Origin of the sequence: Pseudomonas sp. 3-2 (assembly GCF_019710535.1) — a bacterium.
GTDB classification, from domain to species: Bacteria; Pseudomonadota; Gammaproteobacteria; order Pseudomonadales; family Pseudomonadaceae; genus Aquipseudomonas; species Aquipseudomonas pharyngis.
In genome coordinates, this window is the sequence record NZ_CP081200.1 from 5,537,756 (window position 1) to 5,564,310 (window position 26,555).

Here is a 26,555-nt window from a genome sequence, read left to right on the forward strand (position 1 = left end):
TAAATCGTCATCTGATATTCCCATTACAAGCATCGCTCAAGAGCAAAAGAATCCAACAGACTTGTGGGAATCCTCCTACACTTCCATCCGTGTCGGCGCCTTGGATCCAATCCAGCATTCTCACAAAATAGAAGAGATGGAGAACTCTCGAAATGGAAAGGTGGAAGGAGTATCAAATAGAACAGCTTACGCGCGCGAAGAATATTGAAAACGCATTCCCGATCTTGAGAAATTTTGCCAACAACATCGGTTTTCAATTCTGCGGCATTACAATCTCGCGGCCTGACTCCCAGTCATTCAAACCGTTTTATATCAATAACTTCACAGAGGCGTGGAACGACGAATACGAAAAAACAGTGCTGTGAAAGCGACCCGATTGCGGCTTTTTGCCATCAATCAATGTTGCCGTTTCTCTGGACCAGGAAAGCATTTTCCAGGACACCGAAAATGTGGAGTGCACTTCAGAACCACGGGATGGAACATGGCTGGTCACAGTCGTATCTCGACGAAGAGAACGACCTATGCTGCACAATCAGTCTGGCGCGAACCTACTGCGAAATCTCTGCATTGGAGCTCTACGAACAATACGGTTTGATGCACTTCATCACGCAGCATTTGAGTGAAATGATCGTTCGCGCCCTCCCGCCAGCACAGGCCAAATCACCGCCCGTACGATTGTCTGCCCGAGAGCTCGAAATCGTGAGGCTGTGCGCCTTGGGCAAGACCGCCTGGGAAATCGGTCAGATTCTGAATGTGGCCGAACGGACCGTGAACTATCACATCAAAAACCTGATTGTTAAGTTCAACGCCTGCAACAAGATGTCAGCCGTCATCGCCGCCACCAGGGCCGGGTTCATTCCCAATCACCCTTGCTGAAATCAGACGAGTATTGCCAATAAAAAAAACGTACCATTTGCAACCTTCCTGAGTGATGACGCGATCTTTTGCGCCGCTGTCCACTCGGACGGTTCCGCCGCACTACTCCTGGGCCGCGGGACACCCGTCGATTACCCAGAGTCCCCGCCCCATGCCTTTGCTCGATACGCCCTTCGCCCAGCTCGATCTGATCCGCCAGCCCGAACAGCAGAAGGACCCGCTGCAAGCCTTCGACGCAGCCGACGAATACCTGCTCAATCATCTGGCCGAACAGAACCTGCCGATCGAGACACGGGTTCTGGTACTTAACGACAGCTTCGGCGCCCTGGCCATCAGCCTCTCGGGCAAACTGCAGGTCAGCACCAGCGGTGATTCATTCCTGGCGTTTCAGGGGCTGGAAAAAAACCTGCTGCGCAACAGCAAGGCGTTCGATGCTGTGCGCGGTATTCCCGCCAGCGCGCCATTGGTCGGGCCGTTCGACCGGGTGCTGATTCGCGTCCCGAAAACTCTGGCGCTGCTGGAAGAACAACTGATTCGCCTGCAAGGCCAATTGGCACCGGGCGCTCAGGTAGTGGCAGCGGCGATGGTCAAGCATTTGCCGCGTGCCGCCGGTGATCTGCTGGAACGCTACATCGGGCCGGTTCAGGCTTCGCTGGCAGTGAAGAAGGCCCGACTGCTGATCGCCACGCCCGAGCCCAAGACACCGGCCGTCTCGCCCTACCCAACTCGCTATCGCCTCGACGAGCCGGCCATCGAGCTGCTCAATCACGCCAACGTGTTCTGCCGTGAAGGGCTGGACATCGGCACCCGTGCCTTCCTTGCGCACCTGCCAAAAAATCTTGGCGCTGCACGAGTCGCGGATCTTGGCTGCGGCAACGGCATATTGGCCATCGCCAGCGCCCTGCAAAACCCAGATGCGCATTACACGCTGGTGGACGAATCGTTCATGGCCGTGCAATCGGCAGTCGAGAACTGGCGCGCGGCGTTCGGTGAACGTGACGTGATCGTACGCGCCGGCGACGGTCTGGCCGGTCAGGAAGCGCAATCGCTGGACGTAGTCCTGTGCAACCCGCCGTTCCACCAGCAACAGGTGGTCGGCGATTTCCTCGCCTGGCGCATGTTCCAGCAGGCCCGCGAAGCGCTGGTGGTCGGTGGCGCGCTGTACATCGTCGGCAACCGTCACCTGGGTTATCACAGCAAACTGGCGCGACTGTTCCGGGGTGTCGAGCAAGTCGCCGCGACTCCGAAATTCGTGATCCTCAAGGCGCGCAAATAATCCGGGCAAAAAAAACCCTCCGGTCGGAGGGTCAAAAATCCGTGCCGCAAGGCAGCGGGATGGGAAGTCTCAGTGCGTGGTCAGACCTGCGGCGTTCATGAACATGCGCATCAGGCTGGCGACGACGAACAGAGCACCGACGCTGCCGACCCAGATCATGGCCAACCAGCCGAGCCGCTGCCACAGCGGCTTTTTTTCGGCTTCTTCAATATCGTGCAGGGAATGTTTGCCGGTCATGCTTGCATCCTCCGGTTGCGGGAGATGGCGCCGCGCTCGGCGCCATCGTGATCACCATTAGTGATAACCGTCTTCGTGGGTGACCTTGCCGCGGAACACGTAATAGCTCCAGAAGGTGTAACCCAGGATGAACGGGATGATGAACAGCGTGCCCACCAGCATGAAGCCCTGGCTTTGCGGCGGCGCGGCGGCGTCCCAGATCGAGATCGACGGCGGCACGATGTTCGGCCACAGGCTGATGCCCAGACCGCTGTAGCCGAGGAAGATCAGCACCAGGGTCAGCAGGAACGGCATGTAGTTGGCGTTTCGCGCCACCGCACGGATCAGTGCGTACAGCGTCACCAACACCAGAATCGGCACCGGCAGGAACCAGAACAGATTGGGCAGGCTGAACCAGCGCTCGGCGATTTCCGGGTGAGAGAGCGGCGTCCACAGGCTGACGATGCCGATCACCGCCAGCAACACGAAGGCCAGCGGGCGCGCCAGGTCATGCATCTGCTCCTGAAGCTTGCCTTCGGTCTTCATGATCAGCCAGGTGCAACCGAGCAGCGCATACGCCACAACAAGCGCGGCGCCGCAGAACAGCGTGAACGGCGTCAGCCAGTCCAGTGAACCGCCGGCATATTGCCGGTTGACCACGGGCAAGCCGTCGATGAACGCACCGAGCGCCACGCCCTGGAAGAACGTCGCCGCCACCGAACCACCGATGAACGCCTTGTCCCACAGGTGACGCTTGTCGTCCTTGGCCTTGAAGCGGAACTCGAATGCCACGCCACGGAAGATCAGCCCGATCAGCATGAAGATCAATGGCAAGTACAGCGCCGACAGCACGACCGAATAAGCCAGCGGGAACGCGCCGAACAACGCCGCGCCGCCCAGTACAAGCCAGGTTTCATTGCCGTCCCACACCGGGGCAACGGTGTTCATCATCACGTCGCGGTCGGTCTTGCCGGGGATGAACGGAAAGAGAATCCCGATCCCCAGGTCGAAACCGTCCATGACCACGTACATCATGATGCCGAAGATGATGATCACGGCCCAGATCAGCGGAAGATCAATACCCATGATTCAAATCTCCTTGGTCAGGCTGCGGTCGTGTTCGGCGCCATCGTCGTCGGCAGCGGACAACGGACGGGCCGGCGTACGTTTCTGGCCAGGACCACCCTCGTTGGTTTCCTTGCCTTCGTCGGTCTTCGGCCCTTTGCGCACCAGGCGCATCATGTAGCCCAGCCCCGCACCGAACAGCGCGAAATACACCACCACGAACATGATCAGCGTGATGCTCATCTGCATGAAACTGTGGTTGGACGACGCATCCGCCGTGCGCATCAGCCCGTAGACCACCCATGGCTGACGACCGATTTCAGTGGTAAACCAACCCGCCAGGATCGCGATCAGGCCGGATGGCCCCATCCACAGCGCCAGGTACAGGAACGGCCGCGAGGTGTAGAGCGTGTCGCGCTTGCGCAGCCAAAGGCTCCAGAGGCCGGTGAAGATCATCAGGAAGCCGAGGCCGACCATGATCCGGAACGACCAGAACACAATGGTCGAATTCGGCCGGTCTTCTGGCGGGAATTCCTTGAGCGCCGGGACTTGCTTGTCCAGCGAGTGAGTCAGGATCAGGCTGCCGAGGTACGGGATCTCGACGGCGTATTTGGTTTTCTCTTCCTTCATGTCCGGCCAGCCGAACAGGATCAGCGGCGTCGCTTCGTTGCCGACGTTTTCCCAGTGACCTTCGATCGCGGCGATCTTCGCCGGTTGGTGTTCAAGGGTATTGAGGCCATGGAAGTCGCCGATGACTGCCTGGATCGGCGCAACGATCAGCGCCATCCACATCGCCATCGACAGCATGGTGCGGATCGCCGGGTTGTCCTTGCCGCGCAGCAAGTGCCAGGCTGCCGACGAGCCGACGAAGAAAGCCGTCGCGACGAACGCCGCCGTCGCCATGTGCATCAGGCGATAGGGGAATGACGGGTTGAAGATGATTGCCAGCCAGTCGGTTGGAATGACCTGACCGTTGACGATCTCGAAGCCCTGCGGGGTCTGCATCCAACTGTTGGAGGCGAGAATCCAGAACGTGGAAATCAGCGTGCCGATGGCCACCATCACCGTGGAGAAAAAGTGCAGGCCGCGTCCGACCTTGTTCCAGCCGAACAGCATCACCCCGAGGAAACCGGCTTCGAGGAAGAACGCCGTGAGCACTTCGTAGGTCAGCAAGGGCCCGGTGACGGAACCGGCGAAGTCCGAGAAGCGGCTCCAGTTGGTGCCGAACTGGTAGGCCATGACCAGCCCCGAGACCACGCCCATGCCGAAGTTCACGGCAAAGATCTTCGACCAGAAATGGTAGAGGTCACGGTAAGTGTCATTGCCGGTTTTCAGCCACAGGCCTTCGAGCACCGCGAGATAGCTCGCAAGACCGATGGTGATCGCCGGGAACAGGATGTGGAACGAGATGGTGAACGCGAACTGAATTCGGGCGAGATCCAGGGCCTCTAAACCGAACATAAGCTTTCCTCTATCAGATAACGGTTCCAGGACTGGCGGCCTTGAACCACTGCCCCCACGGGTATGGAGTGCGGCGAACTCGAATTCGTTCTTCTTTTTACAGGCATCGCGACGCAGGGAGTCTGCCGACGGGTCCCGGATCAGTTCCGCGATGGGTCTTGATCTGGATCAATCAACGTTGAAAGAGTAGTCCCATTTCCGACGGAGAACCGCGTGGTCTTTTGCCGCGTGACAAGTTGCCTCACAGACCTGGCAACGCCCTGAAATACATCCGAGGCCGGGGTTCGCGCCACGGCGGGGAAAAATCGATGCCTGGCTAACTAAATTTTTTGTCATAGCAACTTCCTGTTACAGACTGGTGATAATCTCGCGGTTCTCCTCGATCAAGACCGGCCCGCAAATGCCCAGCCAAGAGCCCTTGCTGTTACGTCACCACCGTCCCTTTGTTGCGTTCTGGTTTGCCCGGATCTTCACCGCCAGCGGTTTTCAGATGCTCACCGTGGCGATCGGCTGGAACCTCTATCAACTGACCGGCAATGTGCTCGACCTGGGTCTGGTCGGGTTGGTGGAATTCGCGCCACGCGTATTGTTCATGTTGCACACCGGCCACGTTGCCGATCGCTACGACCGGCGCAAGGTCGCGGCGATCTGCCAGTCGCTGCAGGCCCTGATCGCCCTGGCACTGGCCATCGGCAGCGCCACTGACCATGTCACCCGGGAAATGATCTTTATCCTGGCGTTCCTGCTGGGCGCCGCACGCTCCTTCGAAATGCCGACCACCCAGGCGCTGCTGCCGAGCATCGTGCCCAGCGCGCTGTTTCCACGGGCGGTTGCCGCTGCGCAATCGGCGCAGCAATCGGCCACCATCGTCGCCCCGGCGCTCGGCGGTCTGCTCTATGCCTTCGGCAGCGTGTGGGTCTATGGCCCGACGGTCATTCTGTATGTCATCGCCTGCACGCTGATGCTCAACCTGCCGGCCCGGCAAACCCCGCTGAACAAAGGCAAGGCGACGCTGGACTCGTTGCTGGCGGGGATTCGCTTTATCCGCAGCCGCCCGGACATTCTCGGGGCGATTTCGCTGGATCTGTTCGCCGTGTTGCTGGGTGGCGCCACGGCGCTGTTGCCGGTGTTTGCCAAGGACATCCTGCTGACCGGGCCGTGGGGCCTCGGGCTGCTGCGTTCGGCGCCGGCGGTCGGGGCGTTGATGATGTCGTTGTTCCTGGCGCGGTTTGCCGTTGAGCGAAACGTCGGCCGGGTGATGTTCACTGCCGTTGGCGTGTTCGGTGTTGCCACTATCGCCTTCGGTCTGTCGACCTCGTTCTGGTTCTCCCTGGCGGTGCTGGTGGTGCTCGGCGCGGCGGATATGATCAGCATGGTGATCCGCGCCTCGTTCGTGCAGCTGGAAACCCCGGACGAAATGCGCGGCCGGGTCAGCGCGGTGAACGGCCTGTTCATTGGTGCCTCCAACCAGCTGGGAGAATTCGAATCCGGCCTCACCGCCCACTGGTTCGGCACCGTGCCGGCGGTGGTGATGGGCGGGGTTGGCACGCTGGTGGTGACCGGAACCTGGATCAAACTGTTCCCGACCCTGGCCAACCGCGACCGGATGCATGTGCCGGTGGAAGAGGTGAAGGCCTGACGCTCTCAGGCCAATAACTCCCCCGCCACCTTCGCTCTGACGGCGTTGCCCGCCAGTTGCTCGACCAGTGTCAGCGCAAACGCAAGCGCGGCGCCGGAGCCTTGGGCGGTGATGCAATTACCGTCGACCACTACGGGTTGATCGACAAAGGTGCAACCGGAAAGGTTATGACTGCTGACGGGCAGGCAGGTCATCCTGCGTTGACGTAATACACCGAAGCTTTGCAGGGCGACGGCCGGGGCTTCGGCGATGGCGGCGAACAGGCGTCCGGCACTGGCCTGGTCCTTTAGCAGTTGTTGAAGAGGCTGGTGCGCGGCCAGGTGTTGTGCGCCGACCGCACCGCCGGGCAGGACGATCAGGTCGAAGGTCTGGGCCAGCACATCAATGAGCATGCCGTCGGCGGTCAGGCGCGTGCCTCGGGCGCAGGTCAGCATGCGCCGGCCTTCGATGCTGGCCGCCACCACTTCGATGCCGGCGCGGCGCAGCACGTCGATCAGGGTCACGCATTGCAGATCATCGATGCCCTCGGCGAGGGTAATCAGGGCTCTAAAGGTCATGGGCGCCATCCGCTGGTTGATCCTTAAAGCGTAGTCAGCTTTGCCTTGCCCTGTTCGGTGACAGCCGTTACTTGATGTAAAGCTGGGTCGACAGCGTGTTGCGCGGGGCGTTGATCGAGGTATTGCTGAAGGTAAAAGTGCCTTCCTGACGGGCCGCCAGATCGAAGGTGTACAGCGAACCGACGGTTTTCGCGCCTGGCGTGCATTCGGTCAGGTTGCCGTTATAGAAAGCACAGACCGGGCTCCGGGTGCCGTTCACTTCAAAGCCGTCCAGCGCTGCCTGAGGCTGGCTCTGGCCGTAACCGATTTCCAGCACATACACCTTGATGCCCGGCGCGCTGTGATCGCAGCGGGTCTGCACCTGGCCATCGGTAATGTCTTCGAGCCCGCAGGACGATGACTGAACCTTGATGACTTTCACCTCGCTCAATGGCGGTGCCGACGCCGCGAGTGCAGCCGGTACACCGGCCAGCAGCAAGGCCATCAGTCCAGCGGTCTTCATCCAACCCTTGTTCATGCGATCCATCCCCGAAAAAACAGCGCGCAGTATGGCGTACTTGGTCGTGGTGCAAAACTTCGCCGACGATCGACACCAACATCCGCCATCTTCCTCACGCTGCTGGTATGATGCGCGGCTTTTTCCGGCCCACCACAATTTTCCAGGCGCTTGCGACGGTCTGTGCTTTGCTGTTGAGGTCGATACATTCACGGCGCCACGCGCGCCACGGGGAGCAGACATGCTGGAAAGGCTGTTTCAACTCAAGGCACACAACACCAACGTGCGGACCGAGATTCTGGCGGGCGTCACGACCTTCCTGGCCATGGCCTACATTCTGTTCGTCAACCCGAGCATCCTCGGCGAGACCGGCATGGACAAAGGTGCGGTGTTCGTCGCCACGTGCCTGGCAGCCGCCATCGGCTCCACGGTCATGGGCCTGATCGCCAACTACCCGATCGCCCTCGCGCCGGGCATGGGGCTGAACGCCTTCTTTACCTACACCGTCGTGCTGCACATGGGCCACACCTGGCAAGTGGCGCTGGGCGCGGTGTTCATTTCGGCCGTGTGCTTCTTCCTGCTATCGATCTTCCGCATCCGTGAATGGATCATCAACAGCATCCCGCTGCCACTGCGCTCGGCGATTGCCGCCGGTATCGGCCTGTTCCTGGCGCTGATCGCCCTGCACAATGCCGGCATTGTGGTCAGCAACCCGGCGACCATGGTCGGCCTCGGCGACCTGAAACAACCGGCCCCGATCCTCGCCACCCTCGGTTTCGCCCTGATCGTCGCCCTTGAGGCCCTGAAAGTACGCGGCGCGGTGCTGATCGGCATCCTGGCGGTGACCATCGTTTCGATCGTGATGGGCTTCACCCCGTTCGGCGGCGTGACCTCGATGCCACCTTCGCTGGCCCCGACCTTCCTGCAACTGGACATCAAGGGCGCGCTGGACATCGGTCTGGTCAGCGTGATCTTCGCTTTCCTGTTCGTCGACCTGTTCGACAACTCCGGCACCCTGATCGGCGTCGCCAAGCGCGCCGGCCTGATGGGCAAGGACGGCCACATGCCTAAAATGGGCCGTGCGCTGATCGCCGACAGTACGGCGGCAATGGCTGGCTCGCTGCTGGGCACCTCGACCACCACCAGCTACATCGAATCCGCTGCGGGCGTGAGTGCCGGCGGCCGCACCGGCCTGACCGCCATCGTCGTCGCGATCCTGTTCCTGCTGGCGTTGTTCTTCTCGCCACTGGCCTCCAGCGTACCGGCCTTCGCCACCGCACCAGCGCTGCTGTTCGTCGCCGTGCTGATGACTTCGGGCCTGGCGGAAATAGACTGGGAAGACATCACCGTCGCCGCGCCGGTCGTGGTCACCGCCCTGGCGATGCCCTTCACCTATTCCATCGCCAACGGCATCGCCTTCGGCTTCATCGCCTGGACTGCGATCAAACTGCTGTCCGGCCGCGCCCGTGAGCTGAACCCGGCGCTGGTGATCCTGTCGATTCTGTTCGTGATCAAGCTGGGTTGGTTCAACGCATGACTTTTGATTCCCAGGCCTACGCCGCACAACTCGAAGACAAGGTCACGCGTTTGCGTGACCTGCTGGCCCCATTCGATGCACCGGAGCCAACGGTGTTCGACTCGCCGTTGCAGAACTTCCGTCTGCGCGCCGAATTCCGCCTGTGGCGCGAGGCCGGCGAGCGGCATTACGCGATGTTTTCCCAGGACGACAAACGCACGCCGATCCTGATCGACGAGTTCCCGATCGCCAGCCTGCGCATCAACCAGTTGATGCCGCAATTGAAAGCGGCCTGGCAGGCCAGCGCGGCGCTGAGCCACAAGCTGTTCCAGGTCGAGTTTCTGACCACCCTGGCCGGCGACGCGATGATCACCCTGTGCTATCACCGTCCGCTGGACGAGCACTGGCACGCGGCGGCGACCCAACTGGCGACGGATCTGGGCGTCTGCATCATCGGCCGTTCCAAGGGCAAGCGCGAAGTACTCGGCCTCGATTACGTGGTCGAGAAGCTCGACGTCGGCGGTCGCACATTCAGCTATCGCCAGCCGGAAGGCGCGTTCACCCAACCGAACGGCACCGTTAACCAGAAGATGCTCAACTGGGCATACGAAGCGCTGGGCGATCGCAACGACGATCTGCTGGAGCTGTACTGCGGCAACGGCAACTTCACCCTGCCGCTGGCAACCCGCGTGCGCAAAGTGCTGGCCACCGAAATCAGCAAGACCTCGGTCAACGCCGCACTGAGCAACCTGGCCGAAAATGCTGTGGATAACGTCACGCTGGTGCGCCTGTCCGCCGAAGAGTTGACCGAAGCACTGAACGAAGTTCGCCCGTTCCGTCGCCTGCACGGCATCGACCTGAAAAGCTACGAGTTCGGCAGCGTGTTCGTCGACCCGCCACGGGCCGGCATGGACCCGGACACCTGCGAGCTGACCCGTCGCTTCGACAACATCCTGTACATCTCCTGCAACCCGGAAACGCTGGCGGCCAACATCGCCCAACTGCACGACACGCACCGCATCACCCGCTGCGCGCTGTTCGACCAGTTCCCCTGGACTCACCACATGGAATCCGGCGTGCTGCTGACCCGACGTTGATCGCAAGTGCCAGAAACAAGAAAGCCGTCCTCATCGACGGCTTTTTTGTGCCTGTTCATGGCACGGGATCGATCTTGCGCGGACGCCCGCCCTTCCTGCCGTTGGCCCGTGCAGCTTCAGCTTTCGCAGTGCTGCTCTGGCGGCCATTGCGAGAAGCGATCACCGAGGCTGCCATGGCCATCAATGGTTGACTGGCCGAGATCATGCCGGCGATGGAAACCTGCAGATCCTTGCCGTCGTGGCACAGCGCGGTGCCAGCAAAGCCGACGTGCAATCCGCTGAAATCTTCCGGTTCGAAATCATCGAATTCGCGGTAGAGATTCACTGGGAGCAGCACGCCGCTGTCGTCCTCGAAGTGAATCACCAGGCAGGGTTTCTGAAAGGCCACCGACACGGCTTGAAGGCTGCTGCGTCGGCGCAGCCCTCCCCGCTCAACAGCTTCATCGAGACGCTTTTCTGTTACCGGTCGATCAGCATGCAAACCGGCTTTTACTGTTTTCATAGTTCGATCTCCACACCTTCCTGAGCACCAACCAGGGCCAGCAGGGTTTTGTTTTCTTCTGGTTCGTAATACGCCGATCCGATTCTGAAGGTTGCTCCGGTGACTTCGCGCATGACGGCCACTTCGTTCGAGTCCCCGTCCCACCATTGATTATCGAGACACGCCGTCTGCAAACGAGTCCACCAGATTCGACGGGCCCGCCGCAGATGAACAGTTTCACGCAGCGATTGACGCAGCCCCTCAAGCACTGCAATCGGTGGCCGACGCGACAGGGGCACCACATCCCATAACTCCACGCCGTTGTGCCAGAAGCTGAATTTGAAACGGGCACTCCATGCACCTGAATCAACGTGCGCATGGGGCGGACAATGTTCGTCTCGCAGCATGATCACCACCGACAATCCCTTGTAACTGCACACTTTCATGCTAACCCATCCGTTAGGTTAAAGAGTTTCGAAAACTGCCATTCCCTGACAATTCCGACCATCGGCATTGCTGTCTCAAATGGTCATTACGTTTTCGAGCCTAGTGCGGGATTCAGGAAAGCCCCGCGCAAAATGGTAAGCAGTTCTTTCGCAGCGGCCACGCATTTGCTACATACGAAGACTCATTCCCCGGCGTAATCAATCATGCAGAGACACTTCGACGATCTTCAGCTGGGCAGCATCGAGCTGTTTTGCCTGGCCGCCGAGTGCGGCAGTTTCACCGGCGCGGCGCAAGCGGCCTCGGTGACGCCGGCAGCGGTGAGCCGCTCGGTGTCCCGCATGGAAGAACGCCTTGGCGTGCGGCTGTTTGCACGCACCACCCGCAGCGTGAAACTGACCGACAGCGGCCGGCGCTACTACGAAGAGTGCAGGCAGGCGCTGGCGCAACTGGTCGAGGCGCAACGGGAAGTCATGGGCCAGCAGCAGGAACCGTCCGGCACCCTGCGTATCAGTATTCCTACAACCTACGCCCATCACCGGATCCTGCCGCTGTTGCCCGCGTTTCGTGCGCGCTTCCCGCAGGTGAAGGTCGACATGCACATCAGCAACCGCAACATCGACTTCATCGGCGAGGGTTACGACATGGCGATCCGCGTGCGGGCAATCCCCGACTCCGGCCTGATCGCCCGCCATCTGGAGGACGCAGCGCTGGTGATGGTCGCCAGCCCCGACTACCTCAAACGCGCCGGCACGCCGCAGACCCTCGAAGACCTCGAACAACACGAGTGTATTCAGTACGAATTGCCCAGCAGTGGGCGGCGGATCACTTGGCTGTTCTATGAGGAAGACGCGCCACGGGAAATCCTCGCCGAGGGCAACTTCTGCTGCTCCGATGACGTGCTCGGTGGCGTGACCCTGGCCAAACATGGCGCCGGGTTGTTCCAGACGTATCGCTTCATTGTCGAAAAAGAACTCGCCGACGGCTCGTTGGTGGAAGTGCTCCAGCCCTACAGCGGACGCTCGCGGCCGTTCACTTTGCTGTACCCGCAGAATCGCCACATGCCGCTGCGCGTCAGGGCTTTCATTGATTTTCTGGTCGAGCAGTTGCCGCATTGATTTCACCTGTGTGCGATCACCGCACACAAAACCGGACTGTCGATGCAGAGCAATTGATTAAAGTAACCATCTAGTACAATTTAACTCCACAGGTCGAAACCCTCGGCCCAAGCCAAAAACAATAAGTGGAGTTTGCCCCCATGCCCCCTATCGTTCTGGTGCTCAACGGCCCGAACCTGAACCTGCTCGGTACCCGTGAACCGGCAACCTACGGTCATGAAACTCTGGCCGACATCTCTGCCCTGTGCGGGCGCGCCGCCGAAGAGTTCGGCCTGGCCGTGGAGTTTCGCCAGACCAACCACGAAGGCGAACTGCTCGACTGGATTCACGGCGCCCGCCAGCGCTGCGCCGGCATCGTTATCAACCCGGCCGCCTGGACCCACACTTCGGTAGCGATCCGCGACGCCCTCGTTGCCAGCGAATTGCCGGTGATCGAAGTACACCTGTCCAACGTCCATGCCCGCGAGCCGTTCCGTCATCACTCGTTCGTCTCGGCCATCGCCACCGCCGTAATGTGCGGCTTCGGCAGCCACGGTTATCGCCTGGCCCTGGAACATTTCAGCCAGCGGCTGAAGGGGCGAACCGCATGAATCGTAACAACGTGATACTCGCCGGGCTGATCGGCGCCGGCATCCAGGCCTCCCGCACCCCGGCGCTACACGAACACGAAGGCGACGAACAGGGCCTGCGCTACTTGTACCGGCTGATCGACCTCGATCAACTGCAATTGGACAGCAGCGCCCTGCCCGATCTGTTGCAGGCCGCCGAACGCATGAATTACACCGGGCTGAACATCACCTTCCCGTGCAAGCAGGCAATCATCCCGCTGCTCGATGAATTGTCCCCGGAAGCCCGAGGCATCGGCGCCGTGAACACGGTAGTACTGAAAGACGGTAAACGCGTCGGCCACAACACCGATTGCCTGGGTTTTGCCGAAGGTTTTCGTCGCGGCCTGCCAGACGTTACCCGCGAACGTGTAGTCCAGATGGGCGCCGGTGGCGCAGGCGCGGCAGTGGCCCACGCCTTGTTGAGCGAAGGCGTACAGCAACTGAGCATTTTTGATGTGGACGTGGAGCGCGCCGAAAGCCTGGCCAACAACCTCAACCAGCATTTCGGTGCCGGTCGGGCCGTGGCCGGACATGATCTGGCGAGCACGCTGAGTCAGGCCGATGGTCTGGTAAACACCACGCCGATGGGCATGGCCAAATTACCCGGCATGCCCGTGCCGGCGGCGTTGCTGCGGCCCGAGTTGTGGGTGGCGGAGATCGTGTATTTCCCGCTGGAAACCGAACTGCTGCGCAACGCCCGCGCCCTGGGTTGCCGAACCCTGGATGGCGGCAACATGGCGGTGTTTCAGGCAGTGAAGGCGTTTGAGCTGTTCAGCGGCAAGGTGCCGGATGCGCAGCGAATGCTCGCGCATTTTCAAAGCATGAATGGCTAAAACCGTGAGGGGGCCTGGCCCCCTCGACATGGTCATGCCTGCAAGTAGCGCAGTACCGACTCACAAATCATCTCGCGATGACGTTGCTTGATGCTTTCGTCCGGCAGGTCGATCTGGAAGATCTCACCGAAGGTATGGCGGTTCGATACGCGATAGAAGCAGAACGAACTGATCAACAGATGCACGTCCAGCGCGTCGAGCCCGGCGCGGAACACGCCTTCTTCAGCACCCCGACGCAGAATCTCGCCCAGAGAATCGAGGATGGTGTTGTTCATCGCCTTGATCGCATCGGAACGCTTCACGTACTCGGCGTTGTGGATGTTTTCGATGCTGACGATCCGCACGAAATCGACGTTGCGATCGTGGTGATCGAAGGTGAATTCCACCAGACGCCGGATCGCTTCCACCGGCGGCAATTCAGCCAGGTGCAGGCGGTTTTCGGTGCTGCGGATATCGCCGTAGAGCTTCTCCAGCACTTCGACGTACAACTGCTCCTTGCTGCCGAAGTAGTAATAGATCATGCGTTTGGAGGTGTGGATACGCTCGGCGATCGCATCGACGCGAGCGCCGGACAGCCCCTGCTGGACGAACTCGACGATCGCCTCCTGCAGGATATTCTCGCGGGTCTTTTCCGGGTTGTTCTTGCGACTTTTGCGCGGCTCTACCGCGGGGAGAACGGGAGCTGCGGGAAGTTCTGAAGTCATTGTCATTGCGGGCTCACGGCCATCACTGCACAGGCTGGCGATTATGGGCCGCGCGCCCCAGTGAAGGAAGCCGCGCGACCGGTGTTTAATCCCGCGTTTACGAATTTCCTACAACTTCGCCTGGCGAACCGCACCACTGCGTGATTTGGCCATCGCCGCCAGCCGCACCGCGACGTTGGCGGCGCCATAACCGGCGTAACCGTTCTTGCGCTGGATGATCTCGAAGAAGAAGCGCCCCTCGAACGGCTCGGTGTAGACGTGGAACAACTCGCCACCTTGCGCATCGCGGTCGTACAGCACGTTGTAGTACGCCAGTTCGCTGAGGAATTCGTCATCGAAATCGAAGCGCGCCGCCAGATCGTCGTAATAGTTCAGCGGGATGTCCAGCAGCGGCACGCCTGCCTCTTTCGCTCGGCTGACTTCGGCGAAGATATCGTCGCAATCGAAGGCGATGTGATGCACCCCGGAACCGCGATAACTCGACAGCGCGTGTGAGATCGCGGTGTTGCGGTTCTCGGAAATGTTCAGCGGCAGCCGGATCGAACTGTCGCGGCTACGCAGGGCGCGGCTCTTCACCAGCCCGTACGGATCGGGCAGCACCACTTCATCGTCAGCCTCAAAATCCAGCAGGCTCTTGTAGAACAGCACCCAACTGTCGAGGCTGTCCGCCGGCAGCGCCATGGCCATGTGATCGATGCGCTTGAGCCCGCTGCGAGCCACCGCGTCCGGCAGCAGATTGAAGTCGGTGCCGTAGACATCCGCTTCCTGATCCACCAGATAAATCAGGCTGCCGTCCGGTGCACGCACCGCCGCCAGTTCCAGTTCATTGGGGCCGACCAGTCCGCGATACGGCTGACCTTTATAGGCGACGGCGCGGGCCAGCGCGCTGGCGCTGTCCTTGACCCGCACGGCAGTAGCGCACAGTGACGGGCCGTGGGCCTCGAAAAAGCTGTGGCCGAACGAATAGGGTTCAGAGTTGAGGATCAGGTTGATATCACCCTGACGCAACAGGCTGACGCTCTTGGAGCGATGCTGTCCGGCCTTGACGAAACCCAGCCGTTCCAGCCAGTTCGACAGCTTGGCGCCGAGGCTTTCATCCACGGCGAACTCAAGAAACTCGATGCCGTTGTATTCGCTGGCCTTCGGCGTTTCGAAGAGGATGTCGCGGTTATCCACAGGACGGATTTCCTGCTCCAGACGCTGGCGGGTTTTCTCCTCCAGGTACAGCAGCGAACGCAGACCGTCGGCCGCATTGGCCCGAGGCGGCGCGGCGCGGAAGCCGTCGTTGAAGATTTCCAGCGACAGCGGCCCGGTGTAGCCGCTCTGGATGATCGGCGCGAGGAAGCCCGGCAGATCGAATTCGCCCTGCCCCGGGAAGCAGCGGAAATGCCGGCTCCACTCCAGCACGTCCATCGCCAGGATCGGCGCGTCGGCCATCTGTACGAAGAAAATCTTGTCGCCGGGAATCTCGGCAATCGCCCGTGGATCGCCCTTGAGCGACAAGGTGTGGAAACTGTCGAGCAACACGCCGAGGGCCGGGTGATCGGCCTGACGCACAATGTCCCAGACCTGTTGATAAGTATTGACGTGACGGCCCCAGGCCAGCGCTTCATAACCGATGCGCAGGCCACGGGCGCCGGCGCGCTCGGCCAGCAGGCGCAGGTCGTCGATGAGGATTTGTTGATCACCGAGGCTGTCGGGGGAGGCGTTGCTGCAGACCAGCACCAGGTCGGTGCCCAGCTCCTGCATCAGGTCGAACTTGCGCTCGGCCCGCTCCAGGTTGCGCTCCAGGCGATCGCGGCGGCAGCCTTCGAAATCGCGGAACGGTTGAAACAGGGTGATGGCGATTCCGAGGTCGGCGCACATCTGCCGGATTTCCCGGGGGCTGCCGTCGTAATACAGAAGATCGTTCTCGAAAATCTCCACCCCGTCGAACCCGGCGGCGGCAATGGCTTCGAGTTTTTCCGGCAGGGTTCCGCTCAAGGAGACGGTGGCAATGGATCGCTGCATGTTTCAACTCCCGGTGGAGACGTCGGCTACGGAAATTGCGCCGCTTTTATAGGGTGAGCGAATTATTGGTCCCGGTTTTTCATTGAGCAATTTAAACTGTACTACCCGGTTAGTTTTGCGTGCGATTATCGAACAGAATGCCGGTTTGGCGAATTGACGATTTTTCGTCCACTGCCCAACATCCGTCTCACCTTGAGTCCGGAACTGAACCACCGGTCGCAGCGTGCACAAGAAAAGCACACCAAATAACAAATCCAAAAACGGGTGGAACACATGATTCCTTCACAGACTTCCCGCATGGCTCCGGCCATGAGCACTGCCACGGGTGGCATCGGCGACAAGATCCGCGGCGCCATGGCCGTCGGCAAGACCCGTTGGGGCATGCTGGCGCTGGTGTTTTTCGCCACCACCCTCAATTACATCGACCGCGCCGCACTCGGCGTCATGCAGCCGATCCTCGCCAAGGAAATGAGCTGGACGGCGATGGACTACGCCAACATCAACTTCTGGTTTCAGGTCGGCTACGCGATCGGCTTCGTGCTGCAAGGACGGCTGATCGATCGGGTCGGCGTCAAGCGCGTGTTCTTCTGCGCGGTGCTGCTCTGGAGCCTGGCCACCGGCGCCCACGGTCTGGCGACCTCGGCGGTGGGCTTCATGGTCTGCCGATTCATCCTCGGCCTCACCGAAGCAGCCAACTACCCGGCCTGCGTGAAGACCACGCGCCTGTGGTTCCCGGCCGGCGAGCGCGCCGTGGCCACCGGCATCTTCAACGCCGGCACCAACGTCGGCGCGATGTTCACCCCGATGCTGCTGCCGCTGATCCTTCACGTGTGGGGTTGGCAGGCCGCGTTCCTGTGCATGTCGGCACTGGGCGGGATCTGGCTGCTGTTATGGGGCCTGAAGTATTTCAACCCGGAAGATCACCCAAACGTTAAGCAGTCGGAGCTGGAATACATCCAGAAAGAAGTCGAACCGGAACAGGCCCGCGTGCCGTTCTCGAAGATCCTGCGGATGCGCGGCACCTGGGCCTTTGCCCTCGCCTACTCGCTGACCGCGCCGGTGTTCTGGTTCTACCTGTACTGGCTGCCGCCGTTTCTCAATCAGCAATACAACCTGGGCATCAACGTCACCCAGATGGGCATTCCGCTGATCATCATCTACGTCACCGCTGACTTCGGCAGCGTGGGCGGCGGGATTCTGTCTTCGTTCCTGATCGGTCGCGGCATGAACTCGATCAAGGCGCGGCTGCTGTCGATGTTCCTGTTCGCCTGCTGCATCATCGGCGTGGTCATGGCCGCCGGTTCCGCCAACCTGTGGATTGCCGTCGCCGCCATCTCCCTGGCCATCGGCGCGCACCAGGCCTGGACCGCCAACATCTGGAGCCTGGTGATGGACTACACGCCCAAGCACATGATGAGCACGGTGTTCGGTTTCGGCGGCATGTGCGCGGCGATCGGCGGGATGTTCATGACCCAGATCGTCGGCCATATCCTGACCGTCACCAACAACAACTACACCGTGCTGTTCACCCTGATCCCGGCGATGTACTTCATTGCCCTGACCTGGATGTACTTCATGGCACCGCGCAAGATTCCTACCGTCACCGAGTAGCCCTTCAATACTGAGAAGCCGTCCTGCACCGACCGGCCTGATTTCAGGCCGGTCACGTCTTCAGCGCCGGCTCTGCTGCCACGCTGCCGCCAGCCCGCTGCAACAGATCACCGCGATCCCGATCACCGTCATCAGGGTCGGTGTGTGAGCAAACAGCAACCAGCCCAACAGCCCCGCAAACACGATCTGGCAATAACCGAACGGCGCCAGCAACGCCGGCGCGGCATGGCGGAACGCCTGGGTCAGAAACAGGTGCGCGGTCATTCCGCAACTGCCCAGCGCCAGCATCAACAGCGCATGCCCCAGGCTCGGCACCTGCCAGAAGAACGGCACCAGCGCACTCATCACCAGCGTGTTGCACAACCCGGCGAAAAAGTTGCTGGTGGTCGGGCTGTCGACTTCCGCGAGCTTGCGGGTGAGCAACTGATAGAAGCAGAAAAACAGCGCCGAACAGAACGGCAACAAAATTGCCGGGGTGAACAGGTCACCGCCCGGATGGACGATGATCAGCACCCCGATGAACCCGCACACCACCGCGATCCACTGACCGCGCGTCACCCGTTCCTTGAGCAGCGGCACCGACAGCGCCGTCACCAGCACCGGCGCAAGAAAGTTGACCGCCGTGGCTTCGGCCAGCGGGATGTACAGCAACGCCGTGGTGAAAAACAGGCTGGTGCCCAACAGGCACAACGCCCGCGCCAACTGCCACAACGGGCGTTTGGTGCGCAGCACACGCAGCCCGGACTGCGGCAGGAAAATCCCCGCCATCAGCAACGTGTGCACCAGATACCGCGCCCACACCACCATGACGATCGGATAAAAACCCGAGAGGTATTTCGACAGCGCGTCGTGACTGGAAAACAGGAAGGTTGCCACGACAATCAGCAAGATCCCCTTGAAGGGTTGGTTGACGCCGGAAAGCGGAGTGCTGACGGTCATTGGCTCTCTCTGAATGAAAAATAAACGGTGACGAGGTCGCGTGCGCCCTCGCCCCTTGAAGCAGACTTAAAGTCGGGCCAACAATTCCCGTGTCCGGTCGATCGCCATTTGCGCCCGCTGCAATCCACTCACGCCCTGCTCCAGCAATTTGACCGTGGGAATTTCCAGACTCAGGGGAAGGTTAGCCGGAAGACAGCGCAACAAGCCGATCAAGTCACAATCGCCCTCGCCGGGAAACCGTCGCTCATTGCGGGCCTGACGCAAGATCTCGGCCATGTCCGTCGGCCTCGGCCCGGCAACATCGCACAACTGTGCGTAGCGCAGCCGCGAGGCCGGCACGCCGGCCAGCTCCTCCAGCCGCGACCCGGAGCGGTCGAAGTGAAACGCATCGACCAGCACCGCACCGTTTTCGCGCCCGGCGTTGGCGACGATGCGCAACGCCTGCTCAAGATTGCGTGCATCGGTCCAGGGCATGAACTCCAGATGCGGATGCAAACCGTAGCGCGCCGCCAGATCGCACAGTGCCGCGAAATTATCGGTGAGCCGCTGTTCGTCGGGATCGTTACCGGCGACCAGCAATTCACTGGCACCGAACTCCGCGCCAACGCTGAGCAGTGGCTCGAAATCCGCCACCACTGTCTGCGGCTTCAATCGAAGGATTTCCACGTCGAGCACACCGATTCCGGTGTCACGCAAACGCGCCAGTGTCTGACGCCGCAAATCGCCATCGGCTACCAACGGAAAGTGATATTCCTCTGGCGTCGCCGGCTCCAGACGCAGGCCGACATGACTGTATCCGGCACGGGCCGCGACCTCGACCATCTCGGGTGGCGACAACTCCAGCACGGTCAGGCTGGCCAGGGACAGAATTCGTTCGCTCATGTTCAGGCCTCGATCTGCGCGGGTTCGGTGGCGCGACCGCTGGCCGCCGCTTCACGGATGGCCTCGACCAGCGCCAGCGTGCGGGCGGCGTCGGCGGCACTCACCAACGGTTCGACTTCCCGCCGTACCACGCGGACGAAATGCTGCAACTGCAACCGGAGGGCTTCGTCCGGTGTGAACGGTTCATCAACGGACAGCAACGGCTCATGCCAACCGGCGTCCACCTGCTCGGCGCGGTAATGCCAGCGCTTGAGTTGCGGAATGCTCAAGGCCCCGGCCGTTCCCGCCAGTAAATAGCACGGCTGATCCGCCTGACGTGGATAGACCGGGTTCTCACCGGAGTTCAACTCCCAGCTCCATGGAGCCGCCACCGCATCGGAACCGGTCAGGGTGCCGAGCGCTCCGCCATCGAATTGCAGCAGAATCGCCGCGCTGTCTTCATTGGCAAAACCGCGCACCGAACGGTCGGTGATCGCCTGCACCGAACGCACTTCACCACACAGGTGACGCAGCAGATCGAGGTCGTGAATCAGATTGGTCAGCAGCATGCCCGCACCGGCTTCGCGCCGCCACGCGGTTTCGAAATACTGGTCAGGCTTACGCAGCTGGAACAGCGCAGTCACCAGCGTCAGCCGTCCCAACGCCCCATCCTTGACCAGCTCATGAGCACGCACGATCAACGGATTGTGCCGCCGATGATGGCCGACCAGCACCGGTACGCCACTGCGCTTCACCGCCGCCACCAATTCCCGCGCTTCATCCAGGTTTACGCCCACCGGCTTTTCCAGCAACACCGGAACGCCAGCGGCCAAGCAATCCAGCGCGGTGCTGACGTGCTGATTATTCGGATTGGCGACGATCACTGCGTCTGGCCGGTTCTGCTCCAGCATCTGACGGTGATCGGCGAAATGCGCCACACCCCACTCCGCCGCCAGGGCCGGTGCCTGAGGGCCGGGGTCGGCCACGGCGCATAACGTGGCCTCAGTGAGATTCTTCAGGTGCCGGTAATGTTGCTGGCCCATGTTGCCGGCGCCGATCAGGGCAATTCGAAGGGGCGGGTTCAAGGTGCGATCCTCTTGTGATTGTTGTGGGAAAAGTCACTCCATCAACAATTTAGAACCGGGTTCCAGATTCTCACACCCACCCGACCGAAAAGTGGGCGAACAGCGCACAGCTTTGCTTAAACGAACAACTCCGAGGCCAGGCTCGCCGCCGACAACTCCTCGGTAAACGTCAGCAGCACCGGCGCCAATTCATGCAAGCGCGCCGCCGACATCCTTGCGCTTGGCCCCGCTATGCTGAGCACGCCAATCACCCGACCATCGGCGGGATGTTTCACCACGGCAGCAATCGCCGAAGTGCCCACCGCCGAGCTTTCTTCCACACAGGCATAGCCCTGTTCCCGGGCCACGCGCAGGCGTTCGAGCAGTTCAATATTGGAGCGCGGCGCATTGGGCCCGATATCCGCCGGCACCTCCGCGCCCTGGCGCTCGACCAGCGACAACGCCTCGGCGTCGCTCATGCACGCCAGCCACGCATGGCCCGACGCGGTGTAGAACAGCGGCGCGTCGCGGCCCATGTCCGGGTCGTAACGCAGACCGCTACGAGCGCCCTGGGCCTTGGCGATCCAGGTCTGGCGCTCGCCGTCGATCACCCCCAGACGCACCAGCTCACCGGTTTCCTGGGCCAGTCGATCGAGCACCGGCTGCACAATGTCGGCACCGCTGCTCGACAGATATTGAAAGCCCATCGCCACCAGTTTGGTCGACAGGTGATAACGCAACGTCTCCGGGTTCTGCCGCACATAACCCAGGCGGATCAGCTCGGCGAGCAGGCGGTGCGTCGCGCTCTTCGGAATGTCCAGTTGCTCGGCCAGGGTCTGCATCGGCAGCCCGCGCGGATCACTGGTGAGGCTTTCCAGCACGCTGAAAACCCGTTCGATTTGACTGCCGGCCATGGTGCGCTCTCGGTGAAATTTCGCCGATTCTAGAAGACATCCCGAGGAATGCGAAATCTGGAACCCGACGTCCGATAACCGCCCACTTTGCGCGTCAGTCGGTTGATCTGCTTCGCCCACACTGGTTATTTTCTGGAACATGATTCTAAAAAAAATTGATTGCTGGAGCCCTTGCTGATGTCTGCCCTTCCCGATATCGACTGCGACGTTCTGGTGGTCGGCTCCGGCGCCGCCGGTTTGTCGGCCGCCGTCACCGCCGCCTGGCATGGCTTGAAGGTCATCGTGGTGGAAAAGGATCCGGTGTTCGGCGGCGCCACCGCGTGGTCCGGCGGCTGGGCGTGGGTGCCGTGCAATCCGCTGGCCCGGCGCGCCGGGATCGTCGAAGACGTGGAATTGCCGCGCACCTATCTGCGCCACGAACTCGGCGAGCACTACGACCCGGCCATGATCGACGCCTTCCTTGAAGCCGGCCCGCGCATGGTGGCGTTCTTCGAACAACACACCGCCCTGCAATTTGCCGACGGCAACGCCATCGCCGACATCCACGGCGAAACACCGGGCGCCGGCACCGGCGGACGCTCGGTGATTGCCGCTCCCTATGACGGGCGAAAGGTCGGGCGCCTGCTCAAGCGTCTTCGCACAACCATGCGCGAAACTTCATTCATGGGCATGCCGATCATGGCGGGGGCGGATCTGTCGGCGTTTCTCAATCTGACCCGCTCGTTGTCGGCGGCCTGGCACGTGACCCGGCGTTTCACCCGTCATCTGCTGGATCTGGCGTTGCATGGCCGGGCGATGCAATTGGTCAACGGCGTGGCGCTGGTAGCGCGGCTGGCGAAATCCGCCGAAGACCTCGGCGTATTGCTGTGGGAATCGGCGCCAGTGACGGAACTGCTGCGCGACGAATCACGCATCACCGGCGCTCGCGTGAACACCGCAAAAGGCCCGGTCACCGTCCATGCACGCAAAGCCGTGGTGCTCGCGGCGGGCGGTTTTGCCAATGACATCGAGCGGCGCAAGGCCTTGTTCCCTCGCACGCCCACCGGTCATGAACATTGGGCGTTGCCTCCGCTGGCAGTCAATGGCGATGGCCTGCGACTGGGTGAAACCGTCGGAGCCCGGGTCAACACCGATGTGGCCTCGCCAGTCGCCTGGGCACCGGTCTCGCAGGTGCCACATTCCGACGGCAGCATCGGCCATTTCCCACACATCATCGAGCGCGGCAAACCGGGCGTCATCGGCGTACTGCGCAACGGCCAGCGCTTTGTCAACGAAGCCAACGGCTATTACGACTACGTCAGCGCCATGGTCGCCGCCGCCCCCGAGGGCGGAGAGGTTGCGTCCTGGCTGATCTGCACCCGCGCGTTCCAGCGACGTTACGGGCTCGGCATGTCTCGGCCGTTTCCGGTTCCGGTGTCAGGTTTTATCCGCAGCGGCTATCTGAAAACCGGCAATACCCTTGAGGAATTGGCCGCTGCATGCGGCATCGACGCGGAGGGTTTACGCGTCACCGTCGATGACTACAACCACCATGCCCGGCACGGCGAAGACCCGCAGTTCGGTCGCGGCTCGACCCCGTACAACCGCAAACAGGGCGATCCCGCGCAACAGCCCAATCCGTGCGTGGCGCCCATCGAACAAGGCCCGTTTTACGCGGTGAAGGTGCAGCCGGGCTGCTTCGGCACCTTCGCCGGGCTCAAGGTCAACCCGCACGCGCAAGTACTCGACGCCGAAGACCGGCCTATCGCCGGGCTCTACGCGGCGGGTGGCGACATGGCCAGCATCATGGGCGGGCATTATCCGGCGGGCGGGATCAACCTCGGCCCGGCCCTGACTTTCGGTTACATCGCCGCCCGGCACATGGCAGGCGTCACGGCTTTCGAACAGGAGATCGACCATGCAGCACATCGTTAACAAAAAAGGACTGAACCTGCCAAAACTCGGCCTCGGCACCTGGCCGATGCTCGGCGACGAATGCACCCGCGCCGTGGAGCAAGCCCTGGAACTCGGTTACCGACACATCGACACGGCAGCGGCCTACAACAACGAAGACGCAGTCGGACAGGCGCTGGCGAATACGCCGACACCCCGCGAGCAGATCCACGTCACCACCAAGGTCTGGTGGGATCAGTTGCAACCGGACGCCATGCGTCACTCGCTGGATCGCAGCCTCAAGGCCTTGCGCAGCGAGTACGTTGATCTGTTCATGATCCATTGGCCGAGCACTGACTGGGACCTGCCGCGCACTCTTGAAACCCTCGCGTCGTTCATGGAACAGGGGCTGGCTCGCAACATCGGCGTAGCGAATTTTCCGCTGCCGATGCTGCGCAAAGTCGTCGAGGAATACGGCATTCCTCTGTCAGCCATTCAGATCGAGTACCACGTCCTGCTCGGACAAAACGCCCTGCTCGACTACGCCCGTCAACATGATCTGGCGCTGACGGCCTACACGCCACTGGCACGTAACAAGGTCTCGGAGATTCCACAGATTCAGCAGATCGCCGAAAAACACGGCGTGCTGCCGACTCAGGTCGCGCTGAAGTGGCTGCTGGATCAAGACAACGTGGCGGCGATTCCCAAGGCCAGCAGCAAGACCAATCAACTGGCCAACCTGGCGTCACTGCAGGTCGAACTGGACGATGATGACCGGGCGCTGATCGCCGCGCTGCCCAAGCGCGAACGTCAGGTCAGCCCGGACTTCGCGCCGGTGTGGGATGCCTTCGACCGCTGACACCCGACCCGGCGAAAGAAATCTGCCGCCGGATTGAATTCCCGGCGCTCGCGCTCGTCAATAACAGGCCCGACCTCATCACCCCGAGGCCGGGCCTTTGTACGTGTGTGCGAATAGACGGACGACCGGACTGGCGCCACACTCACACACCAGCAACACTCATCACCACCTACAGATAGAGGATTCCCACATGCTATGGAAAAAAGGCCGACGCAGTGACAACGTCGTCGATGCCCGTGGCGATGACATGGGTGGTGGCGGCGGCATGCGCTTCGGCGGTGGCAAGGGGCTGAGCCTCGGGGCGATCCTGCTGATCGTCGGTATCGGTTGGATCACCGGGCAGGACCCGTTACAGATCCTCGGCCAGCTCACCGGGCAGATGACCGAACAATCGGCCCCCACTTCGCAAACCCGTCAGGCGCCGCCGGCCAACGATGAACAGGCCGAATTCGTGCGTTCGATCCTCGGCGACACCGAAGACACCTGGGGCGCAATCTTCCAACAGGCCGGCCGGCAATATAAAGATCCGACCCTGGTGCTGTTCAGCAACCGGGTCAATTCCGCCTGCGGTCTGGCAACCTCGGCCACCGGCCCGTTCTATTGCCCGGCAGACCAGAAGGTCTATCTGGACATGGCGTTCTTCCAGGAAATGGCCCAGCGCTTCAAGGCCGCCGGCGACTTTGCCCAGGCCTACGTGATTGCTCACGAAGTCGGACACCATGTGCAGACGCTTCTCGGCGTCTCGGCGAAAATTCAGACAGCCCGTCAGCAAGGCCGGCAGATGGAAGGCGACGGCGGTCTGCTGGTGCGTCAGGAACTGCAAGCCGACTGCCTGGCCGGGGTCTGGGCCTACAACGCCCAGAAGCGCCTGAACTGGCTGGAACCGGGCGACATCGAAGAAGCCTTGAACGCGGCGAACGCCATCGGTGATGATCGCCTGCAACAACAGGGTCAGGGCCGTGTGGTGCCGGACTCGTTCACTCACGGTACGTCGGCGCAAAGGGTGCGCTGGTTCAAAACCGGATTCGCCCAGGGCCAGGTCGGCCAGTGCGATACCTTTGCGGCGAAAAACCTGTAAATGCATAAATGGCTGTTGGCTTTACTGTTCATCGGCGGCACCGCCCAAGCGGCCGGCGTCGACGCAATCAGTCCCGGGCGCCTGCAATTGCAGGCCGGCGAAATGGCGGTGGGCATCGGCCCGGCGCCGGCGAAAATCGAGCGCGTGCTGATCGTCATTCATGGCCGTCTGCGCAACGCCGAGACCTATCGCAAAAGCGGTGAAGTCGCGGCGGAACTGGCCGGGCAAACCGCCAACACCCTGGTGATCGCCCCGCAGTTTCTCAACGAAAGCGATGTGTCGCTCTACTCGTTACCCGCCAGCGTGCTGCGCTGGCAAGGCAACGAATGGATGGGTGGCGGGTTATCCACAGGACCGAATCCGCTGAGTTCCTACGCCGCACTGGACGAAATCGTCGGAAGGCTGAGCGATCGCAAGCAGTTTCCGGACGTGAAGCAGATCGTGATCTTCGGCCACTCCGGCGGCGCGCAGGTGGTGCAGCGTTACGCGCTGCTGGCCCAGGAACAGCCGGCGCTCAAGACCGAGGGCATTCGCCTGCGCTACGTGGTAGCCAACCCGTCGTCGTACGCCTACTTCAATGAGCAACGCCCGGTAGCTTTCGATCATGCGAAGTGCCCGGGTTTCAACCGCTGGAAGTACGGTCTGGTGGACCCGCCGATCTACGCGGGTGGGCAGACGCCCGCGCAACTTGAAGGCCGTTACGTCAAACGCGAGGTGATTTATCTGCTGGGCCAGCAGGACACCGACCCGCAACACCCGGCGCTGGACAAGAGCTGTGCCGCCAAAGCCCAGGGGGCTTATCGACTGGAGCGCGGGAAGCTGTTTTTCGGTTACTTGCTGCGTCGTCACCCTGAAGGGGTCAATCAGCGCCTGATCGAAGTGCCCGGCGTCGGGCATAACGGCGACGGCATGCTGACCTCGCCGGAAGGCCAGAAAGCACTGTTCGAGCAATAAGTTGTT

Annotated in this window: 26 protein-coding genes; 13 read left to right on the forward strand and 13 right to left on the reverse strand. The window is 61.4% G+C overall.

Annotated features, from left to right (window positions below):
- The first annotated feature begins 399 nt into the window (after nt 1-399).
- Together K3819_RS25115 and K3819_RS25120 are read left to right on the forward strand one after the other, a co-directional pair.
- Nucleotides 400-876 carry a LuxR C-terminal-related transcriptional regulator gene (locus K3819_RS25115; RefSeq protein WP_260328995.1) on the forward strand — a complete coding sequence of 159 codons (477 nt, stop codon included), beginning with the start codon at nt 400-402 and terminating at the stop codon, nt 874-876.
- Nucleotides 877-1,027: 151 nt separating this feature from the next.
- A complete protein-coding gene (locus tag K3819_RS25120) occupies nt 1,028-2,152 on the forward strand; it encodes a class I SAM-dependent methyltransferase (RefSeq protein WP_221398139.1) in 1,125 nt (374 codons plus the stop codon).
- Nucleotides 2,153-2,221: 69 nt separating this feature from the next.
- Here the strand turns inward: K3819_RS25120 and K3819_RS25125 are convergent, their stop codons facing one another.
- Genes K3819_RS25125 through K3819_RS25135 form a run of 3 tightly spaced genes read right to left on the reverse strand, consistent with a single transcriptional unit; the run spans nt 2,222 to nt 4,894 of the window.
- Nucleotides 2,222-2,389, reverse strand: coding sequence for a DUF2474 domain-containing protein (locus K3819_RS25125; protein ID WP_085612597.1), 168 nt, complete (start codon nt 2,387-2,389; stop codon nt 2,222-2,224).
- A gap of 57 nt (nt 2,390-2,446) precedes the next feature.
- Nucleotides 2,447-3,454 carry a cytochrome d ubiquinol oxidase subunit II gene (cydB, locus tag K3819_RS25130; protein ID WP_039771762.1) on the reverse strand — a complete coding sequence of 336 codons (1,008 nt, stop codon included), beginning with the start codon at nt 3,452-3,454 and terminating at the stop codon, nt 2,447-2,449.
- A gap of 3 nt (nt 3,455-3,457) precedes the next feature.
- Nucleotides 3,458-4,894 (reverse strand): cytochrome ubiquinol oxidase subunit I, encoded by a 1,437-nt coding sequence (locus tag K3819_RS25135; protein ID WP_064599574.1) that lies wholly within the window; start codon nt 4,892-4,894, stop codon nt 3,458-3,460.
- Between the two features lie 400 nt (nt 4,895-5,294).
- Between K3819_RS25135 and K3819_RS25140 the strand changes: the two genes are divergently transcribed.
- A complete protein-coding gene (locus K3819_RS25140) occupies nt 5,295-6,533 on the forward strand; it encodes an MFS transporter (protein ID WP_221398140.1) in 1,239 nt (412 codons plus the stop codon).
- A 5-nt stretch (nt 6,534-6,538) separates the two neighbouring features.
- Here K3819_RS25140 and K3819_RS25145 read toward each other — a convergent pair whose 3' ends face one another.
- Nucleotides 6,539-7,090 (reverse strand): DJ-1 family glyoxalase III, encoded by a 552-nt coding sequence (locus K3819_RS25145; protein WP_085612657.1) that lies wholly within the window; start codon nt 7,088-7,090, stop codon nt 6,539-6,541.
- A 67-nt stretch (nt 7,091-7,157) separates the two neighbouring features.
- Nucleotides 7,158-7,607 (reverse strand): DUF4879 domain-containing protein, encoded by a 450-nt coding sequence (locus K3819_RS25150; RefSeq protein WP_085612593.1) that lies wholly within the window; start codon nt 7,605-7,607, stop codon nt 7,158-7,160.
- Nucleotides 7,608-7,827: 220 nt separating this feature from the next.
- On the opposite strand from K3819_RS25150, the gene K3819_RS25155 reads away from it, so the two are divergent.
- Nucleotides 7,828-9,123: an NCS2 family permease gene (locus K3819_RS25155; protein ID WP_011336038.1), complete on the forward strand. Its 1,296-nt coding sequence runs from the start codon at nt 7,828-7,830 to the stop codon at nt 9,121-9,123.
- Nucleotides 9,120-10,199, forward strand: a complete 1,080-nt coding sequence (gene trmA, locus K3819_RS25160; RefSeq protein ID WP_221398141.1) for a tRNA (uridine(54)-C5)-methyltransferase TrmA — start codon at nt 9,120-9,122, stop codon at nt 10,197-10,199. The genes K3819_RS25155 and trmA overlap by 4 nt, the downstream gene beginning before the upstream one ends.
- A gap of 55 nt (nt 10,200-10,254) precedes the next feature.
- Here the strand turns inward: trmA and K3819_RS25165 are convergent, their stop codons facing one another.
- Together K3819_RS25165 and K3819_RS25170 are read right to left on the reverse strand one after the other, a co-directional pair.
- Nucleotides 10,255-10,701: a hypothetical protein gene (locus K3819_RS25165; RefSeq protein WP_221398142.1), complete on the reverse strand. Its 447-nt coding sequence runs from the start codon at nt 10,699-10,701 to the stop codon at nt 10,255-10,257.
- On the reverse strand, nt 10,698-11,126 hold the full coding sequence (locus K3819_RS25170) for a hypothetical protein (RefSeq protein ID WP_039771768.1): 429 nt from the start codon (nt 11,124-11,126) through the stop codon (nt 10,698-10,700). The genes K3819_RS25165 and K3819_RS25170 overlap by 4 nt, the downstream gene beginning before the upstream one ends.
- 204 nt (nt 11,127-11,330) lie before the next feature.
- Here K3819_RS25170 and K3819_RS25175 point away from each other — a divergent pair, with 204 nt between their 5' ends.
- The 3 genes from K3819_RS25175 (at nt 11,331) to K3819_RS25185 (ending at nt 13,683) form a co-directional block, all read left to right on the forward strand.
- Entirely contained in the window at nt 11,331-12,242 is a 912-nt protein-coding gene (locus tag K3819_RS25175; RefSeq protein WP_221398143.1) for a LysR family transcriptional regulator, read from the forward strand.
- Nucleotides 12,243-12,382: 140 nt separating this feature from the next.
- On the forward strand, nt 12,383-12,832 hold the full coding sequence (gene aroQ, locus K3819_RS25180) for a type II 3-dehydroquinate dehydratase (RefSeq protein WP_039771771.1): 450 nt from the start codon (nt 12,383-12,385) through the stop codon (nt 12,830-12,832).
- On the forward strand, nt 12,829-13,683 hold the full coding sequence (locus tag K3819_RS25185; protein ID WP_221398144.1) for a shikimate dehydrogenase: 855 nt from the start codon (nt 12,829-12,831) through the stop codon (nt 13,681-13,683). Before aroQ ends, K3819_RS25185 begins: the two co-directional genes overlap by 4 nt.
- Nucleotides 13,684-13,715: 32 nt before the next feature.
- Here the strand turns inward: K3819_RS25185 and K3819_RS25190 are convergent, their stop codons facing one another.
- Both K3819_RS25190 and quiC read right to left on the reverse strand, forming a co-directional pair.
- Complete coding sequence (locus K3819_RS25190; RefSeq protein ID WP_085612590.1) at nt 13,716-14,393, reverse strand: TetR/AcrR family transcriptional regulator; 678 nt, start codon at nt 14,391-14,393, stop codon at nt 13,716-13,718.
- Nucleotides 14,394-14,495: 102 nt separating this feature from the next.
- On the reverse strand, nt 14,496-16,397 hold the full coding sequence (gene quiC / locus K3819_RS25195; RefSeq protein ID WP_085612589.1) for a 3-dehydroshikimate dehydratase QuiC: 1,902 nt from the start codon (nt 16,395-16,397) through the stop codon (nt 14,496-14,498).
- A 273-nt stretch (nt 16,398-16,670) separates the two neighbouring features.
- Here quiC and K3819_RS25200 point away from each other — a divergent pair, with 273 nt between their 5' ends.
- The gene (locus K3819_RS25200; RefSeq protein WP_221398145.1) at nt 16,671-18,008 is read left to right on the forward strand and encodes an MFS transporter; all 1,338 of its coding nucleotides are present in this window, start codon (nt 16,671-16,673) and stop codon (nt 18,006-18,008) included.
- A 60-nt stretch (nt 18,009-18,068) separates the two neighbouring features.
- Here the strand turns inward: K3819_RS25200 and K3819_RS25205 are convergent, their stop codons facing one another.
- The 4 genes from K3819_RS25205 to K3819_RS25220 all read right to left on the reverse strand — a co-directional run bounded on the left by K3819_RS25205 (nt 18,069) and on the right by K3819_RS25220 (nt 21,786).
- Nucleotides 18,069-18,947: a DMT family transporter gene (locus K3819_RS25205; RefSeq protein ID WP_039771776.1), complete on the reverse strand. Its 879-nt coding sequence runs from the start codon at nt 18,945-18,947 to the stop codon at nt 18,069-18,071.
- A gap of 66 nt (nt 18,948-19,013) precedes the next feature.
- Complete coding sequence (locus K3819_RS25210; protein ID WP_085612588.1) at nt 19,014-19,829, reverse strand: sugar phosphate isomerase/epimerase; 816 nt, start codon at nt 19,827-19,829, stop codon at nt 19,014-19,016.
- A gap of 2 nt (nt 19,830-19,831) precedes the next feature.
- Nucleotides 19,832-20,893 carry a Gfo/Idh/MocA family protein gene (locus K3819_RS25215; RefSeq protein WP_221398146.1) on the reverse strand — a complete coding sequence of 354 codons (1,062 nt, stop codon included), beginning with the start codon at nt 20,891-20,893 and terminating at the stop codon, nt 19,832-19,834.
- A 116-nt stretch (nt 20,894-21,009) separates the two neighbouring features.
- Complete coding sequence (locus tag K3819_RS25220; RefSeq protein WP_221398147.1) at nt 21,010-21,786, reverse strand: IclR family transcriptional regulator; 777 nt, start codon at nt 21,784-21,786, stop codon at nt 21,010-21,012.
- A gap of 177 nt (nt 21,787-21,963) precedes the next feature.
- On the opposite strand from K3819_RS25220, the gene K3819_RS25225 reads away from it, so the two are divergent.
- The 4 genes from K3819_RS25225 (at nt 21,964) to K3819_RS25240 (ending at nt 26,549) form a co-directional block, all read left to right on the forward strand.
- Entirely contained in the window at nt 21,964-23,700 is a 1,737-nt protein-coding gene (locus K3819_RS25225) for an FAD-dependent oxidoreductase (RefSeq protein ID WP_221398148.1), read from the forward strand.
- On the forward strand, nt 23,684-24,517 hold the full coding sequence (locus K3819_RS25230) for an aldo/keto reductase (protein WP_221398149.1): 834 nt from the start codon (nt 23,684-23,686) through the stop codon (nt 24,515-24,517). The genes K3819_RS25225 and K3819_RS25230 overlap by 17 nt, the downstream gene beginning before the upstream one ends.
- Nucleotides 24,518-24,707: 190 nt before the next feature.
- Nucleotides 24,708-25,595 carry a neutral zinc metallopeptidase gene (locus K3819_RS25235; RefSeq protein WP_039771788.1) on the forward strand — a complete coding sequence of 296 codons (888 nt, stop codon included), beginning with the start codon at nt 24,708-24,710 and terminating at the stop codon, nt 25,593-25,595.
- Nucleotides 25,596-26,549: a hypothetical protein gene (locus tag K3819_RS25240; protein ID WP_085612583.1), complete on the forward strand. Its 954-nt coding sequence runs from the start codon at nt 25,596-25,598 to the stop codon at nt 26,547-26,549. It abuts the gene before it with no gap.
- The last annotated feature ends 6 nt before the right edge of the window (nt 26,550-26,555 follow it).